This window comes from Streptomyces sp. NBC_00353, assembly GCF_036108815.1.
In the GTDB taxonomy this organism is placed as follows: domain Bacteria; phylum Actinomycetota; class Actinomycetes; order Streptomycetales; family Streptomycetaceae; genus Streptomyces.
The window spans coordinates 9,223,054-9,247,091 of sequence record NZ_CP107985.1; the positions used below are offsets into that span (position 1 = coordinate 9,223,054).

Annotated in this window: 21 protein-coding genes and 1 pseudogene; 9 read left to right on the forward strand and 13 right to left on the reverse strand. The window is 69.7% G+C overall.

Annotated elements, in window-relative coordinates:
* The first annotated feature begins 56 nt into the window (after window positions 1–56).
* The gene (locus OHA88_RS41420; RefSeq protein ID WP_328629373.1) at window positions 57–770 is read left to right on the forward strand and encodes a TetR/AcrR family transcriptional regulator; all 714 of its coding nucleotides are present in this window, start codon (window positions 57–59) and stop codon (window positions 768–770) included.
* Window positions 771–951: 181 nt separating this feature from the next.
* Here OHA88_RS41420 and OHA88_RS41425 read toward each other — a convergent pair whose 3' ends face one another.
* On the reverse strand, window positions 952–3,333 hold the full coding sequence (locus tag OHA88_RS41425; protein WP_328629374.1) for a SpoIIE family protein phosphatase: 2,382 nt from the start codon (window positions 3,331–3,333) through the stop codon (window positions 952–954).
* 538 nt (window positions 3,334–3,871) lie between these two features.
* A complete protein-coding gene (locus OHA88_RS41430; protein ID WP_328629375.1) occupies window positions 3,872–4,066 on the reverse strand; it encodes a hypothetical protein in 195 nt (64 codons plus the stop codon).
* A 227-nt stretch (window positions 4,067–4,293) separates the two neighbouring features.
* Here OHA88_RS41430 and OHA88_RS41435 point away from each other — a divergent pair, with 227 nt between their 5' ends.
* Together OHA88_RS41435 and OHA88_RS41440 are read left to right on the forward strand one after the other, a co-directional pair.
* A complete protein-coding gene (locus OHA88_RS41435) occupies window positions 4,294–5,802 on the forward strand; it encodes a CoA-acylating methylmalonate-semialdehyde dehydrogenase (protein ID WP_328629376.1) in 1,509 nt (502 codons plus the stop codon).
* Between the two features lie 48 nt (window positions 5,803–5,850).
* Window positions 5,851–6,033: a hypothetical protein gene (locus OHA88_RS41440; RefSeq protein ID WP_328629970.1), complete on the forward strand. Its 183-nt coding sequence runs from the start codon at window positions 5,851–5,853 to the stop codon at window positions 6,031–6,033.
* A gap of 103 nt (window positions 6,034–6,136) precedes the next feature.
* Here OHA88_RS41440 and OHA88_RS41445 read toward each other — a convergent pair whose 3' ends face one another.
* Together OHA88_RS41445 and OHA88_RS41450 are read right to left on the reverse strand one after the other, a co-directional pair.
* Complete coding sequence (locus OHA88_RS41445; protein WP_328629377.1) at window positions 6,137–7,162, reverse strand: alcohol dehydrogenase; 1,026 nt, start codon at window positions 7,160–7,162, stop codon at window positions 6,137–6,139.
* Window positions 7,163–7,649: 487 nt separating this feature from the next.
* Window positions 7,650–8,453: an SDR family NAD(P)-dependent oxidoreductase gene (locus tag OHA88_RS41450; RefSeq protein WP_328629378.1), complete on the reverse strand. Its 804-nt coding sequence runs from the start codon at window positions 8,451–8,453 to the stop codon at window positions 7,650–7,652.
* A gap of 101 nt (window positions 8,454–8,554) precedes the next feature.
* On the opposite strand from OHA88_RS41450, the gene OHA88_RS41455 reads away from it, so the two are divergent.
* The gene (locus OHA88_RS41455) at window positions 8,555–9,397 is read left to right on the forward strand and encodes a helix-turn-helix domain-containing protein (RefSeq protein ID WP_328629379.1); all 843 of its coding nucleotides are present in this window, start codon (window positions 8,555–8,557) and stop codon (window positions 9,395–9,397) included.
* Between the two features lie 191 nt (window positions 9,398–9,588).
* Here OHA88_RS41455 and gap read toward each other — a convergent pair whose 3' ends face one another.
* The 4 genes from gap to OHA88_RS41475 form a co-directional block, all read right to left on the reverse strand.
* A complete protein-coding gene (gene gap, locus OHA88_RS41460; RefSeq protein ID WP_267007231.1) occupies window positions 9,589–10,587 on the reverse strand; it encodes a type I glyceraldehyde-3-phosphate dehydrogenase in 999 nt (332 codons plus the stop codon).
* A 101-nt stretch (window positions 10,588–10,688) separates the two neighbouring features.
* Window positions 10,689–11,645: a GlxA family transcriptional regulator gene (locus OHA88_RS41465; RefSeq protein WP_267007232.1), complete on the reverse strand. Its 957-nt coding sequence runs from the start codon at window positions 11,643–11,645 to the stop codon at window positions 10,689–10,691.
* A gap of 236 nt (window positions 11,646–11,881) precedes the next feature.
* Window positions 11,882–13,468 carry an ATP-binding SpoIIE family protein phosphatase gene (locus OHA88_RS41470; protein ID WP_328629380.1) on the reverse strand — a complete coding sequence of 529 codons (1,587 nt, stop codon included), beginning with the start codon at window positions 13,466–13,468 and terminating at the stop codon, window positions 11,882–11,884.
* The gene (locus OHA88_RS41475) at window positions 13,465–14,724 is read right to left on the reverse strand and encodes a PP2C family protein-serine/threonine phosphatase (RefSeq protein WP_328629381.1); all 1,260 of its coding nucleotides are present in this window, start codon (window positions 14,722–14,724) and stop codon (window positions 13,465–13,467) included. Before OHA88_RS41475 ends, OHA88_RS41470 begins: the two co-directional genes overlap by 4 nt.
* Before the next feature lie 233 nt (window positions 14,725–14,957).
* On the opposite strand from OHA88_RS41475, the gene OHA88_RS41480 reads away from it, so the two are divergent.
* Entirely contained in the window at window positions 14,958–15,623 is a 666-nt protein-coding gene (locus tag OHA88_RS41480) for a response regulator transcription factor (protein ID WP_326601327.1), read from the forward strand.
* Window positions 15,620–16,705 (forward strand): sensor histidine kinase, encoded by a 1,086-nt coding sequence (locus OHA88_RS41485; protein ID WP_328629382.1) that lies wholly within the window; start codon window positions 15,620–15,622, stop codon window positions 16,703–16,705. The genes OHA88_RS41480 and OHA88_RS41485 overlap by 4 nt, the downstream gene beginning before the upstream one ends.
* Window positions 16,706–16,865: 160 nt before the next feature.
* Here OHA88_RS41485 and OHA88_RS41490 read toward each other — a convergent pair whose 3' ends face one another.
* Window positions 16,866–17,453, reverse strand: a complete 588-nt coding sequence (locus OHA88_RS41490) for a hypothetical protein (protein ID WP_328629383.1) — start codon at window positions 17,451–17,453, stop codon at window positions 16,866–16,868.
* Between the two features lie 318 nt (window positions 17,454–17,771).
* Between OHA88_RS41490 and OHA88_RS41495 the strand changes: the two genes are divergently transcribed.
* On the forward strand, window positions 17,772–18,995 hold the full coding sequence (locus OHA88_RS41495) for an IS110 family transposase (protein WP_266999505.1): 1,224 nt from the start codon (window positions 17,772–17,774) through the stop codon (window positions 18,993–18,995).
* Window positions 18,996–19,266: 271 nt separating this feature from the next.
* On the opposite strand, the gene OHA88_RS41500 is transcribed toward OHA88_RS41495, so the two are convergent.
* On the reverse strand, window positions 19,267–20,007 hold the full coding sequence (locus OHA88_RS41500) for a class I SAM-dependent DNA methyltransferase (protein ID WP_328629384.1): 741 nt from the start codon (window positions 20,005–20,007) through the stop codon (window positions 19,267–19,269).
* Between the two features lie 63 nt (window positions 20,008–20,070).
* Here OHA88_RS41500 and OHA88_RS41505 point away from each other — a divergent pair, with 63 nt between their 5' ends.
* Entirely contained in the window at window positions 20,071–20,214 is a 144-nt protein-coding gene (locus OHA88_RS41505) for a hypothetical protein (protein WP_328629385.1), read from the forward strand.
* Between the two features lie 423 nt (window positions 20,215–20,637).
* On the opposite strand, the pseudogene OHA88_RS41510 reads toward OHA88_RS41505, so the two are convergent.
* From OHA88_RS41510 to OHA88_RS41520, 3 genes and pseudogenes are all read right to left on the reverse strand, one after another.
* Window positions 20,638–20,886: pseudogene (locus tag OHA88_RS41510) on the reverse strand (IS5/IS1182 family transposase); the annotation flags it as partial.
* Window positions 20,887–20,893: 7 nt separating this feature from the next.
* A complete protein-coding gene (locus tag OHA88_RS41515; RefSeq protein ID WP_328629386.1) occupies window positions 20,894–22,096 on the reverse strand; it encodes an MFS transporter in 1,203 nt (400 codons plus the stop codon).
* 182 nt (window positions 22,097–22,278) lie between these two features.
* A complete protein-coding gene (locus OHA88_RS41520) occupies window positions 22,279–22,920 on the reverse strand; it encodes a TetR/AcrR family transcriptional regulator (protein WP_328629387.1) in 642 nt (213 codons plus the stop codon).
* 416 nt (window positions 22,921–23,336) lie between these two features.
* On the opposite strand from OHA88_RS41520, the gene OHA88_RS41525 reads away from it, so the two are divergent.
* Window positions 23,337–23,942, forward strand: a complete 606-nt coding sequence (locus OHA88_RS41525) for an ester cyclase (protein WP_328629388.1) — start codon at window positions 23,337–23,339, stop codon at window positions 23,940–23,942.
* Window positions 23,943–24,038 lie beyond the last annotated feature (96 nt).

A 24,038-nucleotide genomic window follows, 5' to 3' on the forward strand; every position in this document is an offset into this window, starting at 1 on the left:
CGCGTGCTCGGATAAGGTCAATGGTGTTGGCATAAGGACCCGGTGAGGAGGCGGCGGTGGCGAAAGCTGTGGTGCCTGAGGAGAAACGGCGGCGCCGCCGTCCCACCAGGAGCGGCACGGTGCTGTCCGAGCAGCTGATTCTCGAGACCGCCCTGCGGATGCTGCGTGAACACGGCAGCGCGGGACTCACCGCCCGCCGTCTCGGCCTGGCCCTGGACGCCGACCCCAGCACCCTCTACCGGTACTTCCGCGGCATGGATGATCTGACCCTTGCCATCGGCGACGCCCTCATCGGGCAGGCCCTGCAGGGCTGGCGGCCCACGGGGGAGTGGCGGTCGGATCTGCGCGGCCTCGGGTTGCGCATCCACGCCGTGTACGTCGGGCATCCGCAGGCGGCACTGCTGACAGCGAACCGGGTCACCGGCCGGGCCCACGAGCTGGCGGCCGACGAGGCCATCCTTGACGTACTTCGCACGGCAGGGTTCCCCTTGCCGGACACGGTACGGATCTACCAGGCCTTCATCGACCAGACCCTGGCCTTCGCCGCGCTCGACGCCGCCTCGCTGGCCCTGCCACGCGAGAGTCTCAGAGCCGACGAGGACATGTGGCGCTCGACGTACGCCCGCCTGCCGCGCACCACATACCCCCGGATCGCCGAGGCGGCACCCCTCCTGGCGACCCGCATGGTCGACAGCGCCTATCCCACCGCCCTGGAGATGCTGCTGGACGGCGCCGCAGCGCAGTGGGAGGCGCTGCGCGCCCGGCGATAGAGGATCGTCCGGGGCCGTTGCGGGGCGGACCCGTCCGGTACGGGGCCCGTCCGGTACGGCCCATCCCGAGGGCTCCGTGGCGCGCCCAGGCACCGACCGTGCGGCCCAACTGCCGTGCCGGAGATTCGGGTTGAAGGAGTGACGGGTCCGGTCCGTGGGCGGTCCGGATCCTGCTGGTGGATCACATCGCGTGGGGCGGGGCGAGTTCGGTCCAGATGGTCTTGCCGTTCGGGGTGTAACGGGTGCCCCAGCGTTGGGTGAGCTGGGCGACGAGGAACAGGCCCCGGCCGCCCTCGTCGTCCGATCCGGCGCGACGCAGGCGAGGAGAAGTACTGCTGCTGTCGGAGACCTCGCAGATGAGGTCGGTGTTGCGGATCAGCCGGAGCCGGATCGGCGGGAGGCCGTAGCGGATGGCGTTGGTGACCAGTTCGCTGACCACCAGTTCGGCGATGAACGAGAACTCTTCCAGACCCCACTCGGTCAGCTTCCGCGCGGCCAGGGACCGGGCATCCACGACGACCGCCGGGTCGGCGGCCAGGTCCCAGGAGGCGACGCGGTCTGCACCCAGGGTGTGCGTGCGGGCGACCAGGAGCGCGACGTCGTCCGGTGGCCGGAGGGGGAGCAGGGTGGCGGCCACCTGGTCGCAGATCTGCTCGAGCGGGCGGTCGGGGTGGGACAGGCTGCGCCGCAGTGCCTGAAGTCCGACGTCGATGTCGGGGTCCCGTCCCAGGAGGAGTCCGTTGGTGAAGAGCGCGAGCACCGTTCCGTCCGCGAGATCCAGCTCGGCGGTCTCGAAGGGCAGGCCGCCCAGGCCCAGCGGCGGGCCCGCGGGCAGACGCGGGAACTCGACGGTGCCGTCGGGGTGCACCACCGCGGGCGGGTAGTGGCCGGCGGAGGCCAGCGTGCAGCGTCGCTCGACCGGGTCGTAGACCGCGTACAGGCAGGTGGTCCCGGTGACCGTGCCGCCGGTCGGCGAGGAGCGGCAGGAACCGTCCTCCTCGGCGAGCCGGATCACCAGGTCGTCGAGGTGCGTGAGCAGCTCGTCCGGGGGTACGTCGAGGTCGGCGAGGGTGTTCACGGCGGTACGCAGCCGCCCCATGGTGGCGGAGGCGTGTATGCCGTGTCCGGGGACGTCGCCGACGACCAGGGCAACTCGGGCGCCGGAGAGCGGGATGACATCGAACCAGTCGCCTCCTACGTCGCTCTCCGCGCCGGCGGGTCGGTAGTGTGCGGCGACCTCGACGGCGTGGAGCTCGGGCAGCTCGCTGGGGAGCAGTCTGCGCTGCAGGGCCAGGGAGGCGGCGCTTTCGCGGGTGTAGCGGCGGGCGTTGTCGATGCACACGGCGGCCCGGGAGGCCAGTTCCGTGGAGAGGGTGAGGTCCTCGTCGTCGAACGGGTCCGGTTGCTGCCACCGGTAGAAGCTGGCCACGCCCATCAGGACGTTGCGGGCGGCCAGCGGTACCACCATCAGGGAGTGCGCGCCGGCGGCTCGGATTCCCACGATTCGCCGGGCATCGTCCCGCAACCAGTCGGCGGTGAAGTCAAGTCTGGCGACGAGGCGGGCTTCGAGGTCGGCCATGCAACGGGCCTGCGGTGAAGAGGAGGAAAACCGGCTCAGCTCGCCGACCGCGTACGCCGCCCGGGAATGCCCGCGCCATGTGGACCGAAATGCCGCACGGCGCAGCGTGACGCTGTCTTCGACCGGACCCGGCCGGGGCGCCTCGCCCTCCACGACGGCGTCCAGCAGATCGACGCTGACGGTGTCGGCCAACCGGGGGACGGCCACCTCGGCCAGTTCCTGCGCGGTCCGCATGACGTCCAGGGTGGTGCCGATGCGCAGACTGGCTTCGTTGAGCAGAGCTCTTCGTTCCTGGGTCCGGTAACTGGCGGTGACGTCGATGACCGCGTGGCACAGCCCGAGGACGGCTCCGGCCGGGTCCTGGAGCCGGAAGGTACTGGTGGACCACACATGCTCGTGTTCCGGGTCGGCCACGGTGCGCCCGCGGTGCACAAAGTCCATCGTCGGGACGCCGGTGTCCAGGACCTGCTGCATCTGCGCCTCGATGGCCTCGGCGCTCAGCCCCGGCAGCGCAGCCCCGATCCGCTTGCCCAGCCGTTGCTCGGTCGGTATGCCGGTCATGCGTTCCAGGGCCACATTGCGCCGTACGCAGCGCAGTTCGGTATCGGTGACCAGCAGGCCGACGGGCGACTGGGAGAAGAGTCCTTCCATGACCGCCCGGTCGCCCTCCCAGCGGCGCATCTGGGCTGCCTCGACGGCCAGCACCACCCAGTGCGGTGCGGTCCCTGGGCTTTCGGGGCCGGTCGAGGGGTACGCCCACAGGACCAGCTCCAGCAGTCGGCCGTCCCCGCAGCGCACGGTCACGACCGCGGACCGTACCTCCGGTGCCCCTCGCAGTGCGCGCCGTGCCGCGGCGGCTGCGGCCGGCTCGGGCCGGGCGAGCAGTTCGATGGCGGACCGGCCCAGGACCTGGGCCGCCGGATGGCCCAGCAACTGTTCGGCAGCCGGGCTCCATCGGACAACGACACCTCGAGAATCCAGCACAGCGGTCGCCGCCACCTCGGCGCCAACGGCCGCATCACTCCCCAGGCCGCCTCCGGTATCCCGTGCCATCCGCGCCGTCCCACAACTTCCGATCATGGCCGCAGCCCTCCTCGGCAGCGTATTCCCGATCCGATGGAAGCGCTCCGTACGGGCTGTGCCGAGAGTGCACAGCCGGTGTGCGCGCGGCTGCGCATCGACTGCGCTCGGCGCTCTGGTCGAGCGCCGAATGATCACTGGTGGCCATAGTCGCCCCCGGAGGGCTACGGGGGTGACCGGGTGTGGGGTCGGCGGGGACGTCGGCGCAGTTGCGGATCTGTCCCCCGAGCAACACCGCCTCGCTGGTGATCCCGGGAGAGATCACCGATTGCGACGACCTATTCAGCGTCACGCCGTTCGCCGCCGGCACGTCCGGGAACCCGTCGGCCTGATGCAGCGGCACCCGATCGGGCATCGAGGCACCGCTCTCCGACCGCGGTACTGTGCTGCCCGCCTTCAGGATGTGATCCGGGACACCACGGTTGGCAAGGTACGTCAACCGTCACAGCAGCAGTGGCGCGTACGGACGGTCACGCTTGATCGCAAGCACGAAAGGCGCTGGTCTCTCCGAGTCCGTCGACGTCGAGGACTGCGGGACCACGTACCGCTTCCGAGCCGCCGACGACCCCTGCACGAGGGAGCCGCTGGTGTCGATCTCGAAGCGAACGCGGCGGTGCTCGGCATGTGAGTGATCCACCCCACGACAGTTCGGGACCCGGGGGAGGCACTTCGGGCCGCAAGGCTCCGAAGCGCCTGTACGTGCGGATCGGAGAAGTAGCTTCGATATCAGCAGTTACCCTCTCCCGGGCGGTGGGGGCGTATCCGTGGCCGAGACCGCGGACCGTCCGGCTGAAGTGAAGGCCCGTGAGGTGAACGACAGGAACCTCACTGCCCACCGCCGTCACCTTTGAAGGAGTTCCGCCGATGAAGACCGTCCCCCACTGGATCGGTGGCAAGCACTTCGGAGACGCTGCAGGCGCCTCCGGCACCTGGGGCCCCGTGACCGACCCCGCCACCGGAGAGGTCATCACACAGGTGGCGATGGCCGGCGCCGACGAGGTCGACGCCGCGGTCGCCGCGGCGAAGGCGGCCTACGCCACCTGGCGCACGTCCTCGCTCGCGCAGCGGATCGCGATCCTCTTCCGCTACCGCGAGCTGCTGAACGGGCGCCGCGACGACCTTGCCGCGCTGATCACCGCAGAGCAGGGCAAGGTCCACGCAGACGCGCTGGGCGAGGTCGCCCGGGGCCTGGAGATCGTCGAACTGGCCTGCGGGCTCGGCACGGCGCTCAAGGGCGACACGTCCACGGAGGTGTCGAGCCACATCGACGTGGCGTCGGTCCGCCGGCCGCTCGGTGTGATCGTCGGCATCTCACCGTTCAACTTCCCCGCGATGATCAGCATGTGGATGTTCCCCATGGCCATCGCCTGCGGGAACACCTTCGTCCACAAGCCGAGCAGCAAGGCCCCGTCCGCGTCCATGCTCCTCGCGGAACTCGCGGCCGAGGCCGGTGTGCCCGACGGTGTGCTCAACATCGTGCACGGCGACGAGGTCGCGGTGAACGCGCTGCTCGACCACCCGGATGTGGCGGCAGTGTCGTTCGTGGGGTCCACGCCGGTCGCCCGCCACGTCTACAGCAGGGCATCCGCCAGCGGCAAGCGTGTCCAGGCCCTCGGCGGCGCTAAGAACCACATGCTGGTACTACCCGACGCCGACCTCGACGCGGCCGCCGACGCCGCCGTGACCGCCGCCTACGGCTCCGCAGGCCAGCGCTGCATGGCTGTCTCCGTGGTGGTCGCGGTCGGCTCGGCGGGCGACGCGCTGGTGTCCCGGATCGCCGAGCGGGCCACGAAGGTCAAGATCGGCCCGGGCAATGACCCGACGTCCGAGATGGGCCCGCTCGTCACCGAGGCACACCGCGACGAGGTCGCGAACTACGTCGCGGGCGCGGCCGCCCAAGGAGCCGACGTGGTGCTCGACGGCAGGGACTTCACCGTCGAGGGCCTCGAGAACGGGCACTGGATGGGTATCTCGCTCCTCGACAAGGTCAGCACCGACTCGGACGCCTACCGGAACGAGATCTTCGGCCCCGTCCTGTGCGTGCTCCGCGCGGGGACCTACGACGAGGCCATGCGCATCATCAACGGCTCCCCGTTCGGCAACGCCAGCTCGATCTTCACCCGCGACGGCGGCGCGGCCCGCCGGTTCCAGTTGGAGGTCGAGACCGGCATGGTCGGCGTGAATGTGCCGATGCCGGTGCCGGTGGGCTACCACTCCTTCGGTGGCTGGAAGGACTCGGCCTTCGGCGACCACCGCATGTACGGCAGCGAAGCCGTGCACTTCTACACGCGCGGCAAGGTCATCACGAGCCGCTGGCCGGACCCGGCCGAGGCGGCAGCCGGTCCTGACCTTGGCTTCCCCGCGTCCCGCTGACCACCTCGGGCCCGCACGCGCGGCCGCGCCCGCTCCCTTACGGTGCCGGTGCGGCCGCGGTTGCAGGGCCAGGAGCGACTTGATGTGTTCTGCGGTTTCCTTCGGGAGATCGGGCGGCGGTTGGGCAAGCCGGTGCTGATGGACCCGGAGGGCGACTACGGCCATCCGGTGCTCGGCTTCGACGTCGAGGCTGATCGAGTCGTTCTCCTCGCAGGCCCGCAGGTCAGGTGAGTGAGGTCGACGGCTGCGGTTCGTAGAAGGTTCCGTTGCGGACCACCGCCCACGAGGACGCCGCCCGGGCGACTCGCTGGTGAAAGGCCGAGGGCCGGGTCCGTCAGCGGGTGGTGAGCACCATCCGGAAGCGGGCGGCCCCGGAGAGCATCTTTTGGTACGCCTGATCGGCCTGGTCCAGCGGCACGACCTCGGTCATCGGGCGGATTCCGTGCAGCGCGCTGAACGCCAGGGTGTCCTGCACGTCCTGCGCGGTGCCGGACGGATGGCCCCGGACGATCTTGCCACTCATGAGCAGCTGGTTCGGGCTGATGCCCAGTGGCTCGGTGTCCGCGCCGATGACCACCAGCTCGCCGCGGGGCGACAGTCCGTCCACGGTCGCTGTGGTGGCGTCGGAGTTGGCGGCGGTGGCCAGGACGACCTTGGCGCCGCCGAGGGACTGCAGCGCGTCCGCGACGGTGGTGTCCGCCGTGCTGTCGATGTAGTGGTGCGCACCGAGCTGCTCGGCGAAGTCGGCCTTGCCGGCTCCGCGGGCGATGGCCACGGTCTCGAAGCCCATCGCGGCTGCGTACTTCACCCCCAGGTGGCCGAGGCCGCCGATGCCGAGCACGGCGACCAGGTCGCCCGGCCGGGCGGAGCTGCGCCGCAGCCCGTTGTACGTGGTCACTCCCGCACAGCCCAGAGGCGCCGCATCGGGTGCCGCCAGCGCATCGGGGATCCGGGCCAGCGCGTCTGCCGGGGCGATCACGGCCTCGGCGTAACCGCCGTCGTACGCCCATCCGGGTACCTTCAGGTTCTCGCACACGACGAAGTCGCCCTGTCTGCAGGGCGTGCAGTGGCCGCAGCTGCCGCCGAACCAGCCCACCGCCACCCGGTCGCCCACATGCCAGCCCTTGTCCTGCGTTCCCTCGCCGAGCTCCTCGATGCGCCCGGCGATCTCATGCCCGGGGACCAGCGGAAACCGTACGCCCGGGAGCCCGGCGTTCACGAAAAATGCGTCGCTGTGGCAGATTCCGCAGGCATCCACGGCAATCCGTACGTGCCCTGGACCCGGCTGCGGCATCTCACGCTCGACGATCGCGAACGGACCGCCGGGGGCGGAGACCTGGGCGACTCGATAGGTGCTCATCTGCATCTCTCCGGGCTACGGGTACGACGCCCCCGGAAGCCAGTAGAGCAGCTCCGGCCCGACGGCGCGCGCGGGATTTGCTCGTACAGTGCTGACGGAATCGCGAGTCCTGTACCGAGGTCACCCCTTGGCGCCCGCCGCTGTTCCGTTGTTTCTCCGGGGTCGAATGACCACACCTGCACCAGCCCGGCGCAAGGCCTCCGCCGTCCTGGACTGCCCGCCGCGCACGTCGGCCGGTGTGCGCACCGCCACCGGCCGTGCCACTGCTACGGCTTCGGCGGCACCTCCGTTCGCGAGCGGTGCCGCGGGTGGCTGCGCGAGGAGCAGGAGCGCCGGTGGCACGCACGCCTTGGAGTTCTGGGCGCGCGAGCCACTCGGGTCAGCCGGGAGGTCCCAGTCACCAGTCGAGGCGGCTGTCGTCGCCAATGTCTGCCTGTCTCCGTCGAACCCCCCGACGATCGGCATGTGCCCGGGGGTCGGCCGAGGATCAGCCCATGCGGGAGGCGGTGATCCCGCCGTCGACGTAGAGCGTGATGCCGTGGACCATGGCCGAGTCGTCGCTTGACAGGTATAGGACGCCCTTGGCGATGTCCTCCGGCCGGACGACGACGCCCGCCGGGGTGGTGGCGGTCATCGCGTCGAGCTCCGCGCGGGCCTCCTCGTTGCCGGGCGTGAGGGTCGCTCCGGGCGCGATGGCGTTGACCCGCACGCCGCGTGGCCCGTACTCCGCGGCCCAGCTGCGGGTGAGCTGCTCGTCAGCGGCCTTCGTCGCGCTGTACATCGCCGCGTAGGGAGTACCGAGACGGGCCATCCAGGAGCCGACGGTGACGATGACGCCGCTGCCCCGTGCGGCCATGGCCGGAGCCAGGGCGCCGACCAGGACGTGCGGGGCGCGGATGTTGACCGCGAGCATGGCGTCGAGGTCGGTGTCCGGCAGATCCTCGGTCAGCGTCGCCGGGTAGATGCCGGCGTTGTTGACCAGGATGTCGACGCGTCCGCCGAGCGCGTCCGTGGCCTGTGCGACGAAGGCGCGCAGCTGCTCGTAGCTGCCTCCGAGGTCCGCCGTGACGAAGTCGGCGCGCCCGCCGGTGCCGCGGATCGCCTTGACGACCCGCTCGCCGCTGGTCTGCTGCCGGCCGTTGACGACGACGTGAGCGCCCTCGGCGGCCAGGAGCCGGGCTATCGCCTCGCCGATCCCGCTGGTCGAGCCGGTGACGACGGCAGTGCGGCCGATGAGCGGGGAGCCGGGGGCGGTAGGTGTGCTGTCGTTCGTGTGAAGTGAAGAAGTCATGAGTCCTTTTGTACGGCGGCCTCAGGTACCGGGCCAGGACAGGACAAACCTGGGCACGGCAGGACCACCCAGAGCGCCGCCGGGCGCCCTACGCTGGAGGAATGTCACGCGACCGCGCCGCGCTCGGGGCGTTCCTGCGCTCCCGCCGGAACCACCTCACCCCGTCCCAGGCGGGCATCGAAGCCTTTCCCGGAGCCCGGCGGGTACAGGGACTGCGACGGGAGGAGCTGGCCGTACTGGCCGGCCTGAGTCCCGACTACTACAGCCGCCTCGAACAGGGACGCCAGGCCAACATCTCCGACGCGGTGCTCGACGCGCTGGCCCGCGCACTGCGTCTGGACGAGGTCGAGCACGCGCATCTCCGCGACCGCGCCGCGCCCGCCGCGCAGCACCGTGCCGCCACCCCGCACGCCCCCCAACGCCCCGATCCCGGTCTGTTGCGGCTGATGCAGACGCTCGACCACGTCCCGGTGCTGTTGCTCGGCCATCGCGGCGAGGTCCTCGCCCGCAACGCCCTGCTGCCTGAGGTGCTGGGCCGTCCGCTGGAGCCGGGGTCGTCGTTCGTGCGCTTCATGTTCCAGGACCCTGTCGCCCGTGAGCGGATCGTGAACTGGACGGAGTTCGCGTCGGCCACCGTCGCCACGATGCGTCGGGAGATCGCACGCCGCCCCTACGACAACCGCCTGGCGGCGCTCATGGAGGAGTTGCGGGCGAGTGACGACGACGTGGACCGGTGGTGGGACGACCACGCCGTCCGCGACTACGCATCGGTCGCCAAACGAGTCGAGCATCCCGCCGCAGGCTTGATGTCCTTCAACACCGAGATCGTCTGCACGCCGCACGACCCCGACCAGCGGCTGATCGTCTACACGGCCGAGCCCGACTCCGCCACCGCCCACGTCCTGCCAATTCTGGCCGGCTGGAACACCGCAGTCCGTCCCTGAGCAGCCCGGCACTCGCCGTGGCGCGCCGCGTTGCCGGCGCGCCGCGCCAGGGGAAGCCCACCGAAGCGCGCACGGAATGCACCGTCGGGAGACCGTCGAGGCGGCCCGGCCGGGTGCTCGTCGCCGAGAGCGCAATCGTGCTGCTGACCAGCGAGCGTGACATCAGTCGGCGGGGCCGCCCCGGCGTCCGGTCAGCGGGTGGCGAGGAGCTCGAGCGTGTCGATCACACGGTTCGAGAAGCCCCACTCGTTGTCGTACCAGGCGACCACCTTGATGTGGCGGCCGTCGACGCGGGTGAGGGCCGAGTCGAAGATCGACGAGGCGGGATTGCCCGTGATGTCGGAAGACACGAGCGGGTCGTCCGAGTACTCGAGGATGCCGGCCAGCGGCCCCTCCGCCGCGGCGCGGTACGCCGCCAGCACGTCGTCGCGCGTCACGTCGCGGGCGACGGTCGTGTTGAGTTCGACGATCGAGCCCACCGGCACCGGTACGCGGATCGAGTCGCCCGCCAGCTTGCCCTCGAGGTTCGGCAGCACGAGGCCGATCGCCTTGGCGGCGCCCGTCGTGGTCGGCACGATGTTGACAGCGGCGGCCCGGGCGCGGCGGGCGTCGCGGTGCGGGCCGTCCTGCAGGTTCTGCTCCTGCGTGTAGGCGTGCACCGTCGTCATGAAGCCGTGCTCGATGCCGGCGAGCTCGTCGAGGACCGCGGCCAGCGGCGCAAGAGCGTTGGTCGTGCACGAGGCGTTCGAGATGATCGTGTGCACGGCCGGGTCGTACGCGTCGCTGTTGACCCCGAACGCGAGCGTGACATCGGCGCCGTCCGACGGCGCACCGACGAGCACCTTCTTCGCGCCTGCGTCGAGGTGGGCGCGGGCGGCCGTAGCCGACGTGAAGCGGCCGGTCGCCTCGAGCACGATGTCGACGCCGAGCTCGGCCCACGGCAGCTTCGCCGGTTCGCGCTCGGCGAGCACCGTGATGCGACGGCCGTCGACGACAAGGACGTCCCCGTCGACAGTCACCGGGCGGCCGAGCCGGCCGGCCGTCGTGTCGTAGGCGAGCAGCCGCGCGAGGGTGGCGGGTTCCGTGAGGTCGTTGACGGCAACGACCTCGAGGTCGCTGTCGCGTTCGAGCAGTGCGCGCAGCACATTGCGTCCGATGCGGCCGAATCCGTTGACGGCGATGCGAGTCATGAGTGGTGTCCCTTCGGTTCGCCATCAGGCTCGCTCGCGGCGTCCGTCCGTGACAGCGGCGTGAGTGCCACGGCTCGAAAGGATCGCGCCACGCCGGCGGGCTACTCGCCCTGGGCGAAGGTGCGCCGATACTCGCTCGGCGTGGTGCCGAGGATGCGCTGGAAGTGCAGCCGCAGATTCGCACCGGTGCCGAGACCGACGTCGGCGGCGATCTGCTCGACGCTCCGCTCCGAACGCTCGAGCAGCTCACGGGCCACGTCGATGCGGGCACGCATGACCCACTGCATCGGCGTGGCTCCTGTGTCTTCGACGAAGCGTCGCGAGAACGTGCGCGGCGACACCGCCGCGTGCCGGGCGAGCATCTCAAGGGATAGGGGCTCGCCCAGCCGGTGCAACGCCCACTGGCGGGTGGCGGCGAACCGCTCGCCGAGCGGCTCGGGCACGCTGCGTGGCACATACTGCGCCTGACCGCCGCTGCGGTAGGGGGCCGCGACCAGGCGCCGGGCCGCGTGGTTCGACGCGGCCACCCCGAGATCGCCGCGCAGAATGTGCAGGCACAGGTCGATGCCCGAGGCGGCGCCGGCCGATGTCAGCACGCTGCCCTCGTCGACGAACAGAACGTTCTCGTCGACCCGGATGAGCGGATGCCTCGCCGCCAGCGCGCGTGTGTAATGCCAGTGCGTCGTGGCGCGCTTGCCGTCGAGCAGGCCCGTGGCGGCGAGCGCGAAGGCGCCCGTCGAGATGGCGGCGAGCCGCGCGCCCCGATCGTGGGCCGCGATCAGCGCGTCAACGACGGCCTGCGGCGGGTCGTCGCGGTCCGGGAACCGGTAGCCGGGCATGAAGACGATGTCGGCCCATGCAAGCGCGTCGAGGCCGTGGGCGACGCAGTACGACAGACCGTCACCGCCGGTCACGAGACCGGGGGCGGCGCCGCACACCCGCACCTCGTACGGCATGCTCGCGCGGGTCGTGAACACCTGCGCAGGAATGCCGACATCGAGCGGCTTCGCACCCTCGAGCACAAGGACGGCAACGCGATACAGGCGGGAAGCGGGCACGGGAAAAGAATACGAGGGGTGTGGGGCCGGCCCGTTCCCCCTACTGATGGCGCTGGCACCGTCGGTCCCGGACTACGGGACTCATCGGGCAGGTGCTCCAGGCCGCGCACCGGGTACGGGTTCGCCGGCCAGTACCTACAAAACGGGCAACACGGTGCCGACCGGCTCCAGATGCGCTGCACCAGAAAAAAGTCGCCGGCCCTGTGTCTCCGCCGCGCCCGGCAGGTAGGACAAGCTCAAGCCGTGGTGATGGGCCGGTCGGGTGCGGGTGTGTGCTCGGCCCAGATGGTCTTGCCGTGGTGGTTGTGGCGGGTTCCCCAGCGTTCGGCGAGTTGAGCGACGATGAACAGTCCGCGCCCGTTTTCGTCGAAGGTGCGGGCCCGGCGCAGGTGTGGCGAGGTGCTGCTGCCGTCGGCGACCTCGCAGACCAGGCTGCCGGCGTGGTTGATCAGGCGCAGCTGGATGGGGGGTTGGGCGTGGCGGATGGCGTTGGTGACCAGTTCGCTGACGATGAGTTCGGTAGTGGGGGCGGCGTCCGTCAGGCCCCAGGCGGTCAGTTTTTCCGCGATGTGGGTGCGGGCGTGGCAGACGGCGGCCGGGTCGGCCGGCAGGTCCCAGGTGGCGACGGTGCGGGTGTCCAGGGCGTGGGTGCGGACGGCGAGGACAGCTACCTGGGTGTGGGGAGCGTGGAGCAGGGCGTCGAGGGCGGCTCGGCAGGTGGAGTCCAGGCAGGACTGGGGCCCGGCGAGTGCGCTGAGCAGCTCCTCGCCGCCGGGGTCATGCGGGCTGTCGCCGGTGTCGGTGTGGGTGTAGAGCAGGAGCAGGCTGCCTTCGGGTAGGTCTATCTCGGTGGCTTCGAAGGGCAGATCTGTCTGTCCCAGGGGTGGCCCTTCGGGCAGGTCGATGACTGTGACCGTGCCGTCGGGTGTGATGACGGCAGGTGAGGGGCTTCCGGCGCCGGCGAGTGTGCAGCGGGAGGAGGCGGGATCGTACACCGCGTACAGGCATTGGGCGCTGACGGTGCTGGTGGCCTGGGCGTCGTGACTGGGACGGTTGTCGGGGCGGAGCCGGGCCAGGACATCGTCGAGATGGGTGAGCAGTTCCTCGGGCTGCAGGTCGATGTCGGCCAGGGTGCGTACCGCGGTGCGGAGTTCGGTGGCGGTGGCGTCGGCGCCCGGCCCGGCCACGGCGCCGGCGACGAGTCCGACCCGGGTGCCGGACAACGGGATGGCGTCCAGCCAATGGGCACGCATGCCAAGCTGGCTGGAGTCGGTCCGGTAGTGGCTGGCCAGCTCCACCACCGCGGGTTGCGGCAACGCTTCGGGAAGGATGCCGCGTGCTGAGGCGGGAACCGCGCGTGGTGTCTCGGGGGCGCTACCGGCCTGCGTGCCGGCCGGGCGGGGCAGGCTGGGCGGGTTCTGCGTGGCTGTGGCGGGCGTGTGCAGCAGATGCGGCCGCGCCCAGCAGACGAAGAGGCCGAAGGCGAAGGACAGCGCGACCGCGGTGATGACGACCGTCCGGCCTCCTGCCGATACCCCGTGGATGGCGAAGCCGTAGATGGCGATGGTGGCAGCCAGCGTGGAGGCTCCGATGATCAGGGAGCGCCGCAGAGGCAGAAGGGCGGCGGCCGCGACGGGGACGAGCACGGAGAACCCCGACCAGCGGACAAGGCCGCCTGAGGAATCCTGGAGCTGCACGGCGCACGACGCACCGATGTAGACAATGAGCAGCGCACACAGCCACGCGTTCAGTCGAGTGACGGTCATCGTCGTCATCGCCTTTCCATAGAAGGTGTGTCGTTCCGGGAGCACCAGGCGCGTCACGGGTGGGCCTCCATGGGGTGGGGGCGCTGGGGCAAGTCCGGACCCTGGCCGGTGTCCGGCGCGGAGGTGCGCTGGACGGCCACCAGGGCGAGGTCGTCCTCCAGGCGTCCGCCGGTGTGGGTGTCCACGTCATGGTTGATGTGCAGCAGCAGGCTGTGCGGGCATTCCCAGGGCCAGGTGGAGGCCCGCTCGAGGATCGGATAGAAGCCGCCGGTGATGTTGCGGGCTTCGATGACGCCGTCGGTGTACAGCAGCAGGGTGTCTGCGGGGCCGAACTCGAAGGTGTCGACGTGGTAGGTGTCGGGAGAGGTGCTCGCCAGCCCAAGGGGTGGTGCGGGATGAAGTATGGGCAGGGCGGCCACCTTGCCGCGGTGGCCCCACAGGGGTGAGGGGTGCCCGCAGCTGATGACCTGGACGAGAGGAGCCTCGTCGGGGATTTCTACCAGGAGCGCGGTGATGAAGCGCTCGCTGCTCTCGGGGTCGCTGTCGGTGAGCTGCGCCAAGTGCCTGCGGACGCTGCTCTCCAGGGCGGCAGCCAGTTCGGGAAGGGTGGCGTGCTGGTAAGCGGCCTCGCGGAAGGCCCCGAGAACGGCGGAGGCGTCCTCGACGGCGGGCAGGCCCTTGCCGCGGACATCGCCGATGAGGAACCGGGTCGCCCGGCCGGTCCGGGCGGCGGCGTACAGGTCGCCGCCCACCAGGGCGTGCGCCGCGGCCGCCCGGTACGTACAGGCGACGCGCAGCGGACCCAGCTGCCGGGGCAGGGGGCGCAGCACGACCCGCTGGGCCACTTCGGCCACCGCGCGTACCTGGGTCAGTTCCCTCAGGTCGCGGTCGTGCAGCGCCCGGGCGGCGACGACGAAACCCGACACCACCAGCAGGGCGCCGATGTGGATCGGCAGAAGTGGCGAATGCAGCAGGCCGTCATGGCGGTCGATGACAAACATTGCCGCGCTGGCGGCCAGGGCGGTACCCGCGATGAAACGGGAGCTGGCGAACGCGGCCGCGGAGGTGGGGGCAGCGACCAGGAGAGGGGACAGATGAATGGTTATGGGGGCGAAGGTGGCGCCCAGAGTGATGGCGGTGATCAGCGCGACCGGGACCGCAGCCTGAGGGAGGATGCCTCCCGCCAGCAGGCGGCACGGGAAGTGCCGCAGCTGCCACGCGCGGCGGCCGTCGGTACCCGCCTGAGCGGCTGGACGCTTCGCCCTGCGGGGGCCGGTGCCGGTCCGGGGGAGCGGGAGAGCGGATCGGGTCATGAGGGGCTGCCTCAAGGGGGAGGGGATGCATGAATTGATCCCTTTGAGCATCCGCCCCGACGACGTCGGGGCACATCGGTGCCGACCCGCACTGCGCATCCGTAGGACCCTGCACCTGCACCGCAGGTATGTCCGGACGCGGCTGCGCCATCCCCGCGTACCTTCCTGCGGGTTTCCCGCACGCGCGCCGACAGCGGCTGCCTGACTGCCACAGCGGATCTACCGTTGCAGCTATGGACGCCCCCAGCTCCACCCCGTCCCGGCAAGAGCCCCCGGGGACCACCGTCGTACTGGCCGACGATCATCTGGTGGTCCGGGCAGGAATGCGGCTGTTGCTGGCCCAGGACCCGGCATTCCGGATTGTCGCCGAGAGCGCCACAGTCCCCGACACCCTCGAAGCCGTGCGTCGGACCCATCCGCGGGTGCTGGTCCTGGACCTGACCATGGCCGGCCAGTCGAGCCTGCCCATGATTCCCGCGCTGCTCACCGCTTCACCCGGCACGCGGATCCTGATCCTCACGATGCAGGAGGATCCGGCGTTCGCCCGCGAGGCGCTACGCACCGGCGCGGCCGGCTACCTGCTCAAGGAGGCAGCCGCCGAGGAACTGCTGGCCGCCGCACACCAGGTCGCCCGCGGTGCGACGTACGTCCAGCCGGTGCTGGGAGCCAGGCTCGCCGTTGAGATGCCGGGATCTGCCGACCAGGAGTCACTGACCGCACGCGAGGCCGAGGTCCTGTCGTTGCTGGCGCTGGGCCACACCAATCAGGAGATCGCGCAGCGTCTCTACGTCTCGGTCCGGACGGTGGAGACCCATCGTGCCCGGATCCGGGACAAGCTCGGCAAGGACACCCGGGCGGAGCTCATCGCCGCGGCCCGCGAGCGCGGCCTAGTGCCATGAGGGGACCGCGCCGGTCCCGATGGGGCTTTGCCCTGCAGGCGGCGGGAAGCTGTCTGCTGGTGGCCGCGGTGGCTCTGGAGGTCACCGACCAGCCGCTGCCCTCCGAGCTGGCCCTCTCCCTTGCCGCGGCCACCCCGTACCTTGCGGCAGCCCCGCTGTACACCGCGGGACGCCGGACCTGGATGGTGGTGGCCGGTGCCCTCGCGCTCATGCTCGCCGTGGCCAGCCTGGTCCGTATCACCGAGCAACCGCTGTTGAACGCCCTGCACGTGCTCCCGCTCATCCTGGTCGCGTACACGGCCTCCACCATCCGCAGCGCAACCCACCGCGACCGGGGTCTCCAACGTGAACGTGTCCGAGCCCGCCATGACGGCGCGGAGCGCGAACGCCGCCGCTGGGCACGTGAACTGCACGACGACACCCTCCAGGAACTCGGCGCCGTGCAGGTGCTGCTCTCCGCCGCCGCCGCCGACGGCCGCCCCGAGGCCATGCGCGGCGCCATCGAGCAGGCACGCTCCCTGGTGGGCAACCAGATCACCTCGCTGCGCCACCTGATCACGGATCTGCGTCCCTTGGTCCTGGACGAACTGGGACTGCGCGCGGCCTTGGAGGCGCTGTGCCGACGCACCTCGGAGACCTTCGGTATCCGCGTCGATCTCCGGATCGATCCGCAGGACACCGAGATCAGCGACCGGCTGACCTCAGAAGCACAGGCCCACGTGTACCGCATCGTGCAGGAGGCACTGACCAACGCGGTGAAACACGCTCAGCCCACTCGGATCACTGTCGGTATGGAGGTTGACCGCCATGTGATGACGCTGACCGTTGCCGACGACGGGCACGGAATGCCTCAGCCCCCGGACTCCAGGCGCTGGCCGGCCCTGCGCGCGGCCACGCCCCCGGCATCCACCGTGCGGGGAGTGGGGCTCTCCGCCATGCACGAGCGCGCAGACCTCATCGACGCCCAGCTCACGCTCAGTAGTGTTCCTGGGAAGGGCACCACCATCATCCTGAGCGTGCCCCTTGCCTCGTGGCGGCAGGGTCATGCACAGCCTTCAGACGGAGCTCTTGGCACGGAGTAGCCCTCCGGCGGTCAGGTGGATGGGCAGCCCCACCGTGTCCTTCGGGCCGAACTACTGCGCACTGAAGGCTCCGTGACGGTCATCTGGCGACGGTCGGTGTGGGTGCGGGAGAGGGGGCTGCTGCAGGCCGCACTTCCGTCGGCTCTCTGCTCACCGGAATTCACGACGGCGGTAGCAGTGGGGGACGAGCGTAAGACGGAGGGTTCGCCCGGGCGACGGCGCTCCAGCGGGCGCATTCCTCCTGGTGGGAGCCGCTGTTCGTCGCATCCGCGACGGTGATTTGCACTTCTGCGGTCGTCGCGTTGACGCGGGTGAGGAGGCTGAGGGGCCAGGCAGGCTCGTGAGGCTCGGCGCCGTCGAAGGGATGCCAGTCCCACGGGCCGTCGAAGCGCCAGGCGCGGCCGGCCTTGTCGGCGACCTCGTCGCCGGGCTCCAGGAAGGCGTAGGGGCGGAAGGTCAGGTCGAAGGCGAGCGGGATGTCGTCGTCCGGGTCAAAACTCTCCCCTTGTTCCTCCAGACAGGAGTCGAACGAGAGGCCTACCGGTAGGACGACCACCAGCCGACCGGGGCGAGGCAGCCGGCCGGTCTCCTGGGGCGGGGAGTAGTGAGCGACGTCGATGACGTGCACGAGGGTCGGCGGGATGCCGACGCGGCACATGCCGCCGATGGTGAGCCGGTGAGGCGCGGGATCGGTGCGGAACAGCCCGCGGGCCTGGTCGCCCTGTCCTGCATCGCCGTGGATGGCCACCTCGCCGTTCCAGTGGATCCACTCGCAGTCCGGGTCGACCGACCACCACGGCCACTTGAGGACGACTTCCCCGCCTAATGGGAGCTACGGAGTCGGGGAATGCTCGGTTCCGTAGCCGCCAGCAGGTGAGCACTATCGCCGCCGGAACCAGCCGAGTTCTGGAGTCAGACCGTGCCCCTGCTGGTCGGCCGGGAGGCCAGACCGCTGATGGGGTGGCGTGCCCGCCCCACGGGGGCGTGAGCACTGGATCCATTAGGCCGCGTGCCGCGCCTTCCGCAGGCTGCACCGCTGTGTCAAGTACGAGACGGGGAGGGTCTGTTGCTGCTGATCGGTGATGACTGGGCCGAGGACCACCACGATGTCGAGGTCCAGGACGAGACCGGCCACAAACTGGCCGCCGCGAACCTGCCCGAAGGGGTGGCAGGCATCGCGAAGCTGCACGAACTGATCGCCCGCCACGGCGGCGCGGACCTGGACCCAGCCGAGGTCGTGGTCGGCATCGAGACCGACCGCGGCTCGTGGGTGCAGGCCCTGATCGCCTCCGGCTACCAGGTGTTCGCGATCAACCCCCGCCAGGTCAACCGCTTCAAGGAACGCTATGCCTCCTCCGGCGCCAAGAGCGACAAGGGCGACGCGCACGCGCTGGCGGACATGGTCCGCATCGACCGGGACCAGCTTCGACCGGTGGCCGGGGACAGCGAGCAGGCCCAGGCCGTCAAGGTCGTCGCCCGTGCTCACCAGAGCCTGATCTGGGAACGCACCCGCACCTTCCAGCGGCTGCGTTGCACTCTGCGCGAGTACTTCCCAGCCGCTTTGGCCGCATACGCGGACCTGACACTGACCAGCACGGACGCGCTGGAACTGCTGATCAAGGCACCTGCCCCGGCAGCCGGGGCAAAGCTGACCCGCACCCAGATCACCGCCGTCCTGACGCGCCACCGCCGCCGCAACCGGGACGCGAAAGCGGCCACCATCCAGGCCGCGCTGCGTGAGCCGCAACTTGGTCTGCCCGAACCGGTCACCGCCGCCTACGCGGCCACCGCCACCGCCCACGCCCGCTTGATCATCGCGCTGAACGAGCAGATCGCCGCGATGGAAGAGCAGGTGAAGACCCATTTTCTGGCGCACCCGGACGCTGAGATCTACCTCTCGATGCCTGGCATCGGGGAGATCACCGGCGCCCGGGTGCTTGCCGAGTTCGGAGACGATCCCACCCGATACGCCAACGCGAAAGCCCGCAAGAACTATGCCGGCACCAGCCCCATCACCCGAGCCTCCGGCAAGAGCCACAGCGTCCAGGCCCGCTACGTCCGCAACAACCGCCTCGCCGACGCCCTGCAATCCCAGGCGTTCGCTGCCCTGCGATCACCGGGCGCCCGCCGCTACTACGACAAGCAACGCGCCCGCGAGGTCGGCTACAACCCCGCCCTCCGCCAGCTCGGCAACCGGCTCGTCGGCATCCTCCACGGCTGCCTCAAAACCCGTACCCACTACGACGAAGCCACCGCCTGGTCACACCATGCCTACACCTCTGCCGCTTGACCTCAAACGACATGGGGTGTCTGACTGCTGCCTGCCCGTGACCAGGGCCTCAGTAAACGGACAGGAGATCCTGAGGACGTCGCCCACACGCAGATCCATCACACGCCCCCTACCCCTGCACCTGATGTCACGGGAGGTGACCGTACCGCGTTGGTACGACAGCCGAGGCGCCGGTGCAGCGTTCGGAATGATCAAGTGCGGCCCGGCCTGTTGTGCCTGGCCTCATCGTTCCCGGTCCGGCCGATGGGGGCTGGGCGAGAAGGGGCTCGCCTCAGGCCGGCTTGCGCCATACGGAGATGTGCTTCGCGGAGTCCTGGGTGAACGGCGCCCTGTCCCAGTCCGCGACGCGCAGTTCCAGCTCGAGCTCCGCCATCCGTGCCATGAGGTCGAGTTCCGCCGGCCACGCGTACCGGTGCCGGGAGCTGCTGCGGCGGTAGCGGCCGTCGTCGCCGTCGCGGGTCAGGTGGTGCGAGACGAGGATCTGCTCGACCAGGTCGAAGGTGTCGAAGCCGAGATGCCGCTCGGAGACGTCGAACGGCACCGCGACCTGCCCGGGTGGCAGGAACCGCAGCGCCGGCACGCCCAGCTCGATGACGAACCGGCCGCCAGGCGCCAGGTGCCGTGCGGCGTTTCGGAAGCACTCGACCTGCTCGTCCTGGGTGAGCAGGTTCGTGATGGTGTTGTAGACGAGATAGACCAGGGTGAACTTGCCAGGGACGGTGGTCGTGGCCATGTCCCCGACGGTGACCGGGAGCGTGTCCTCGTCGATTTTGCGCCGCAGGACCGCTGCCATGTGCTCGGACAGTTCGATGCCCACTACTGGCACGCCTCGTTCCCGGAGCGGGACGCCCACTCGTCCGGTTCCGATGGCGAATTCCAGTGCCCGGCCGTCTCCGGCGAGTTCGGTGAGGAAGTCGAGAGTCGGTCCGAGAACAGCGCCCGAGGACATCTCGTGTTCCTCGGCGTCGTAGCGGTCGGCGGTCGCACGGGTCCACAGTTCACTGCTCGTCACGAGCGGCCACTTTGCCGGGCTCGGCGGGGCGCTGTCGACGTATTTACCTTCCACCGGCTCCGGGTGCGCGGTCCCGGGGGCCGGGAGCAGACCTTTCAGCCCGACCTGCCCAAGCACACCGAAGACATCCGCTCCGAACTCAAGCGCCTGGTCAGCCACGGCCTTGCCGAACCCGAGCCGGGCCTGTTCATCCTGCCCCGCCCCTGACAGCGGCTGCTGTTGATCGGCCCAGCCGGGTACGTCCCGGGGGCGACGTGGACGCTGGATGGCGGAATCACCGGGCCCGACGAAAAGTAGTGTTCAGCGAGGGTGAGAAGGGTCTGAATCCTGCGGGCGATCGGCGTTGACGGCGGGCTCATCGCCTCACCCGGTCCGGATCACACGACGGAGTCATGCACACCCACCCATCAGAAGAACACCTCTGTCTCCCAATTCGAATTGAACCAGAAATTGATCCCCAACTACCGGGAAGTGCTGGGAATCTCGCACCTGCCACACGCGTCGGCACGAGAGGATCCCGTCACCCGGCGCACCCCCCAGTCACGCACCGGGGCTCCAGCCGCTGATCGACGAGCTGGAAACCCATCACCGGGTCGTCACGTGCGCCCTTGATTCTGTTGCCGCCCACGGAACCGTGACGACCGCGATGACCAGCCCCAACACATCCACCGCGAGCCCTCGTTTCCGCCCGTGCACCTTCTTCGCCGGATCCCGCCCCGTCGTGCCGGCAGGAACCCCGGCTGCGGCGTGGACGCTCTGCGTGTCGAGCACCACCGGACTCGGGTCGGCCAATCGCCTCTTCATCTCCCGTACCTGCCGGCGCCGCAGGTCGTGGATGGTCTGGTCGGTGCCGTCGTCGCGCCACTTGGCGAAGTAGTAGGTGCGGCTATGCGTGCGCCTCGTCCGGTTCTCCGCTGGGTTCCGCAGCTGCAGCTCCCTGTCGAGATCGGGTTCGCGTGCCCCAGCGTTCAAGCGATGGGCCCACGGCGCCCACAGCGGCGAAGAACGCGCCGAGGAGCAGCCAGCCGGCCGTGCCCAGTCCGAGCACGACGGTGGTGAGGATGGCAGGGGCGAGCGCCTGGCCTGCGCTGAAGCCAAGCCCGAGAAGCCCTTGGTACTGGCCTTGGGCATGGTCTGGTGCCAGGCCGAAGCCAAGGGCGAAGCCGGCCGAGGACTCCCATATCTCCCCGAGGCTGTGGACGAAGATCGCTGCGACCACGAGGCCGGCGGCCACCCACACGGGAGCGTGCGCGGTCAGGGCCATCATCGGACAGCTGAGGAGGAAGAGCAGTCCTGCCGTGCGGAACGCTTTGCCGCCTTCGCGAGGGGTTTCGATGCGGGATCCGATTCTGGTCTGCAACAGGACGCAGACTCCAGCATTGATCGCGGATACCGCGGCCACGGTCCAGCGCGGTGCGTTTGTGTGCTCCGAGATCCATATCGGCAGAAGCAGGGACACCGTCGGGTATTGCAGCCCCATCGCACCATAGAGGGCTGTGAAGGTCACGAACGGACGGTCGGTGAGAGCGATCCAGCGGCGCTGCTGCGACGGTGGCGCCACTGCTCTGTAGTTGGGGAGCAAGAACAGGAGGAGGGCGCACAGTGCAAAGCTGGCCGCATTGCCGAGAATCAGCACGACGTAGGCCGTACGAGTATTCGCTGTAACCGCAAATCCGGCACCCACGGTTCCCAGGACGACGCCCAAATTGACGTAAGTACGGAGCTTTGCCCTGAACAGCGCTGGGCGGTCAGTACCGACCCGGACCACGAGGGCTCCCCAGGCTGCGCCGCCAGCGGCTGCGGCAAGCTGGTCAACGGTAGCGATGACCGTGAGGGCAGCCCAGCTCTCGACAAGCACGAGAGCGGACATCGCCACTGCTTGAACCGTCAACGCGAGCATCATGATCGTGCGCGGCCCACGTCGATCGGCCAGGTGCCCTCCCGGTATCCCCGCGAGTAGCCCGATCAGGCCGGCGACAGTGAGGGCGGCACCCACCTGCACTGCCGGTAGATCCACGACCAACGTGAAGTAGAGCGCCGACGCCGTGTTGAAGAGCCCATTGCCGACTCGGTTCACGAAGCTGGCCACGATCAATACACGCTCTGACCTGCTGCCCCCCGCTGTGTGAGCTATTCGGCCGGGCGATCTTCCCTTGATCATGGGCGCAGGCTAGCAGCGGTCGTACACACCGTCAGTGGTGCGAAGTTGCCGGCCGTCCACGACACCAGCTCCGTGCCCTTCCGGCTCCGGGTCTGGCGCAGCAAGTACCATCACCGGGTCGTCGGTCTTGGCCCTGCCGTGGTCTCCGTTCCTGGCCCGGGTGGCAGCAGGCCGTGCAGGACAAGACCGGAGAGCGCGTCGGCCATGCTGCTTCTGTCCTGCTCCGCCGTCGGTGAGGCCGCGGAGTTCAGCCGGTCGGCGATCGGGTCCTGTGCCAGGGCCAGCGCCGGACCGGTGACGGCGAAGTAGAGGATGTGCGCCGGCACACGTGGAATGCGTCCGGCCGCCATGAGGCTGTTGACAGTCGGCTCGATGCTGTCCCAGAACGGCTTGACGAACCGTTGGTGGAGATAGTCCAAGCGGCTGGAGTCGCGAGTCGACTCATCCGACATCAACCGATTCAAGCCCGAGGCATTGGCAGCCAGCCGATAGAGCTGAACGACTACCTTCCTCAGCCGTTCGTCATCGTCGCGGCACTCCGCCAGCAACTGGTTGAGCGCGGGCTGGGCGTCCTGCAGCGCGAAGTCCACCGCAGCGCGCCAGAAGTTCTCCTTCGACCCGTAACGATCGTTGATGAAGTTGTGACTGGCGTCGAGCCGCCGTGCCAGCTCCCTCACCGTGGTCGCGGCATAACCGAGTTCGGCGAAGGTGTCGAGGCCCCGCCGAAGAATCTCTCTCTCGTCCAGTTGCACAGGGGCGTACTTCCCGCGCGCCGGCGAGGTCCCCGCCTCTGTCTGTGTTCCGTCGGTCACTCCGGCGTCGCTCCGTTCGGCGTCAGTCGGCCTGATCTTGATCGTTTGCACACTCTGTCGAGCTCGCCGCCTCTGCCGGTTCCGGCGCATCGCCTGGTGAGCCGATCCGCACACCCTGGGCTCTCGCTCGCCGCCGCACGGCCTGCCGCTCGGCGACTTGTCACGAACCCGCACGTGTCCGGGGCGATGCGGCGTCCCTGCGACGCGATCCAAGTTTGTCATGCCGGACACGGGTGCAGGTGGCTGCGCGCGACTGATCGTGAAGCGCTTGACGCCTGTCAGGCAGAGATGCATGCTTGACGAGTCAAGGAAATGTGGGTCGGAAGTCACCGACCGCGTTCGACAGGAGTTGCCTCATGATCTCCAAGAAGGCCCGCGAGGCCGCGGCCGTCCTCACTTCCGCCTCCGCGCCTGTACGGCGCAAGAGGGTGATCGGCGCCATGACCGGCCTTGCCGTCGCCGCCACCCTGGCCGCCGTAGCCGTCCCGGCCGCGGCGCAGGGTCAGGGATCGCACGGTGCGTCGTCCGGACACTCGTCCTCCCAGCACCACTACCTGTCGCCGTTGCAGGTCACCTCGGCGTACTACAACAGCTACAACGGGGACCTGGCTGCTGCCTTCGATCGCTACATCTCGAAGGACCTGGTGCTCCACGGGTTCAACGGCCCCGAGAGCCGTGAGGACTGGATCAAGGGAGACCTCGGGATCAAGGCGGGGCTCAACGGTTTCAAGATGACTGTGCTGGACCAGATCGTCGAAGGCGACAAGGTTGTCACGCGCTGGAGCTTCGGAGGCGTTCACACAGGGACGATCTTCGGGATCCCCGCGTCCGGCCGGGAGGTCCACCTCAGTGGTATCTCCATCGACCGCGTGGTGAAGGGACAGTCCATCGAGCACTGGTCGGAAGGGAACTTCGGTGTGTTCCTGGACGAGCTCCGTGGCGAGACCCCCAGCGCCAAGTAGCGCTGCCCGGCGACTCCCTCCGGGCTTTGGCGGAAGGCTCTGGCCAAGGCCTCGGTGAGCGACTGGTCCTCCGGGCACACCGCACACAGGATGCGC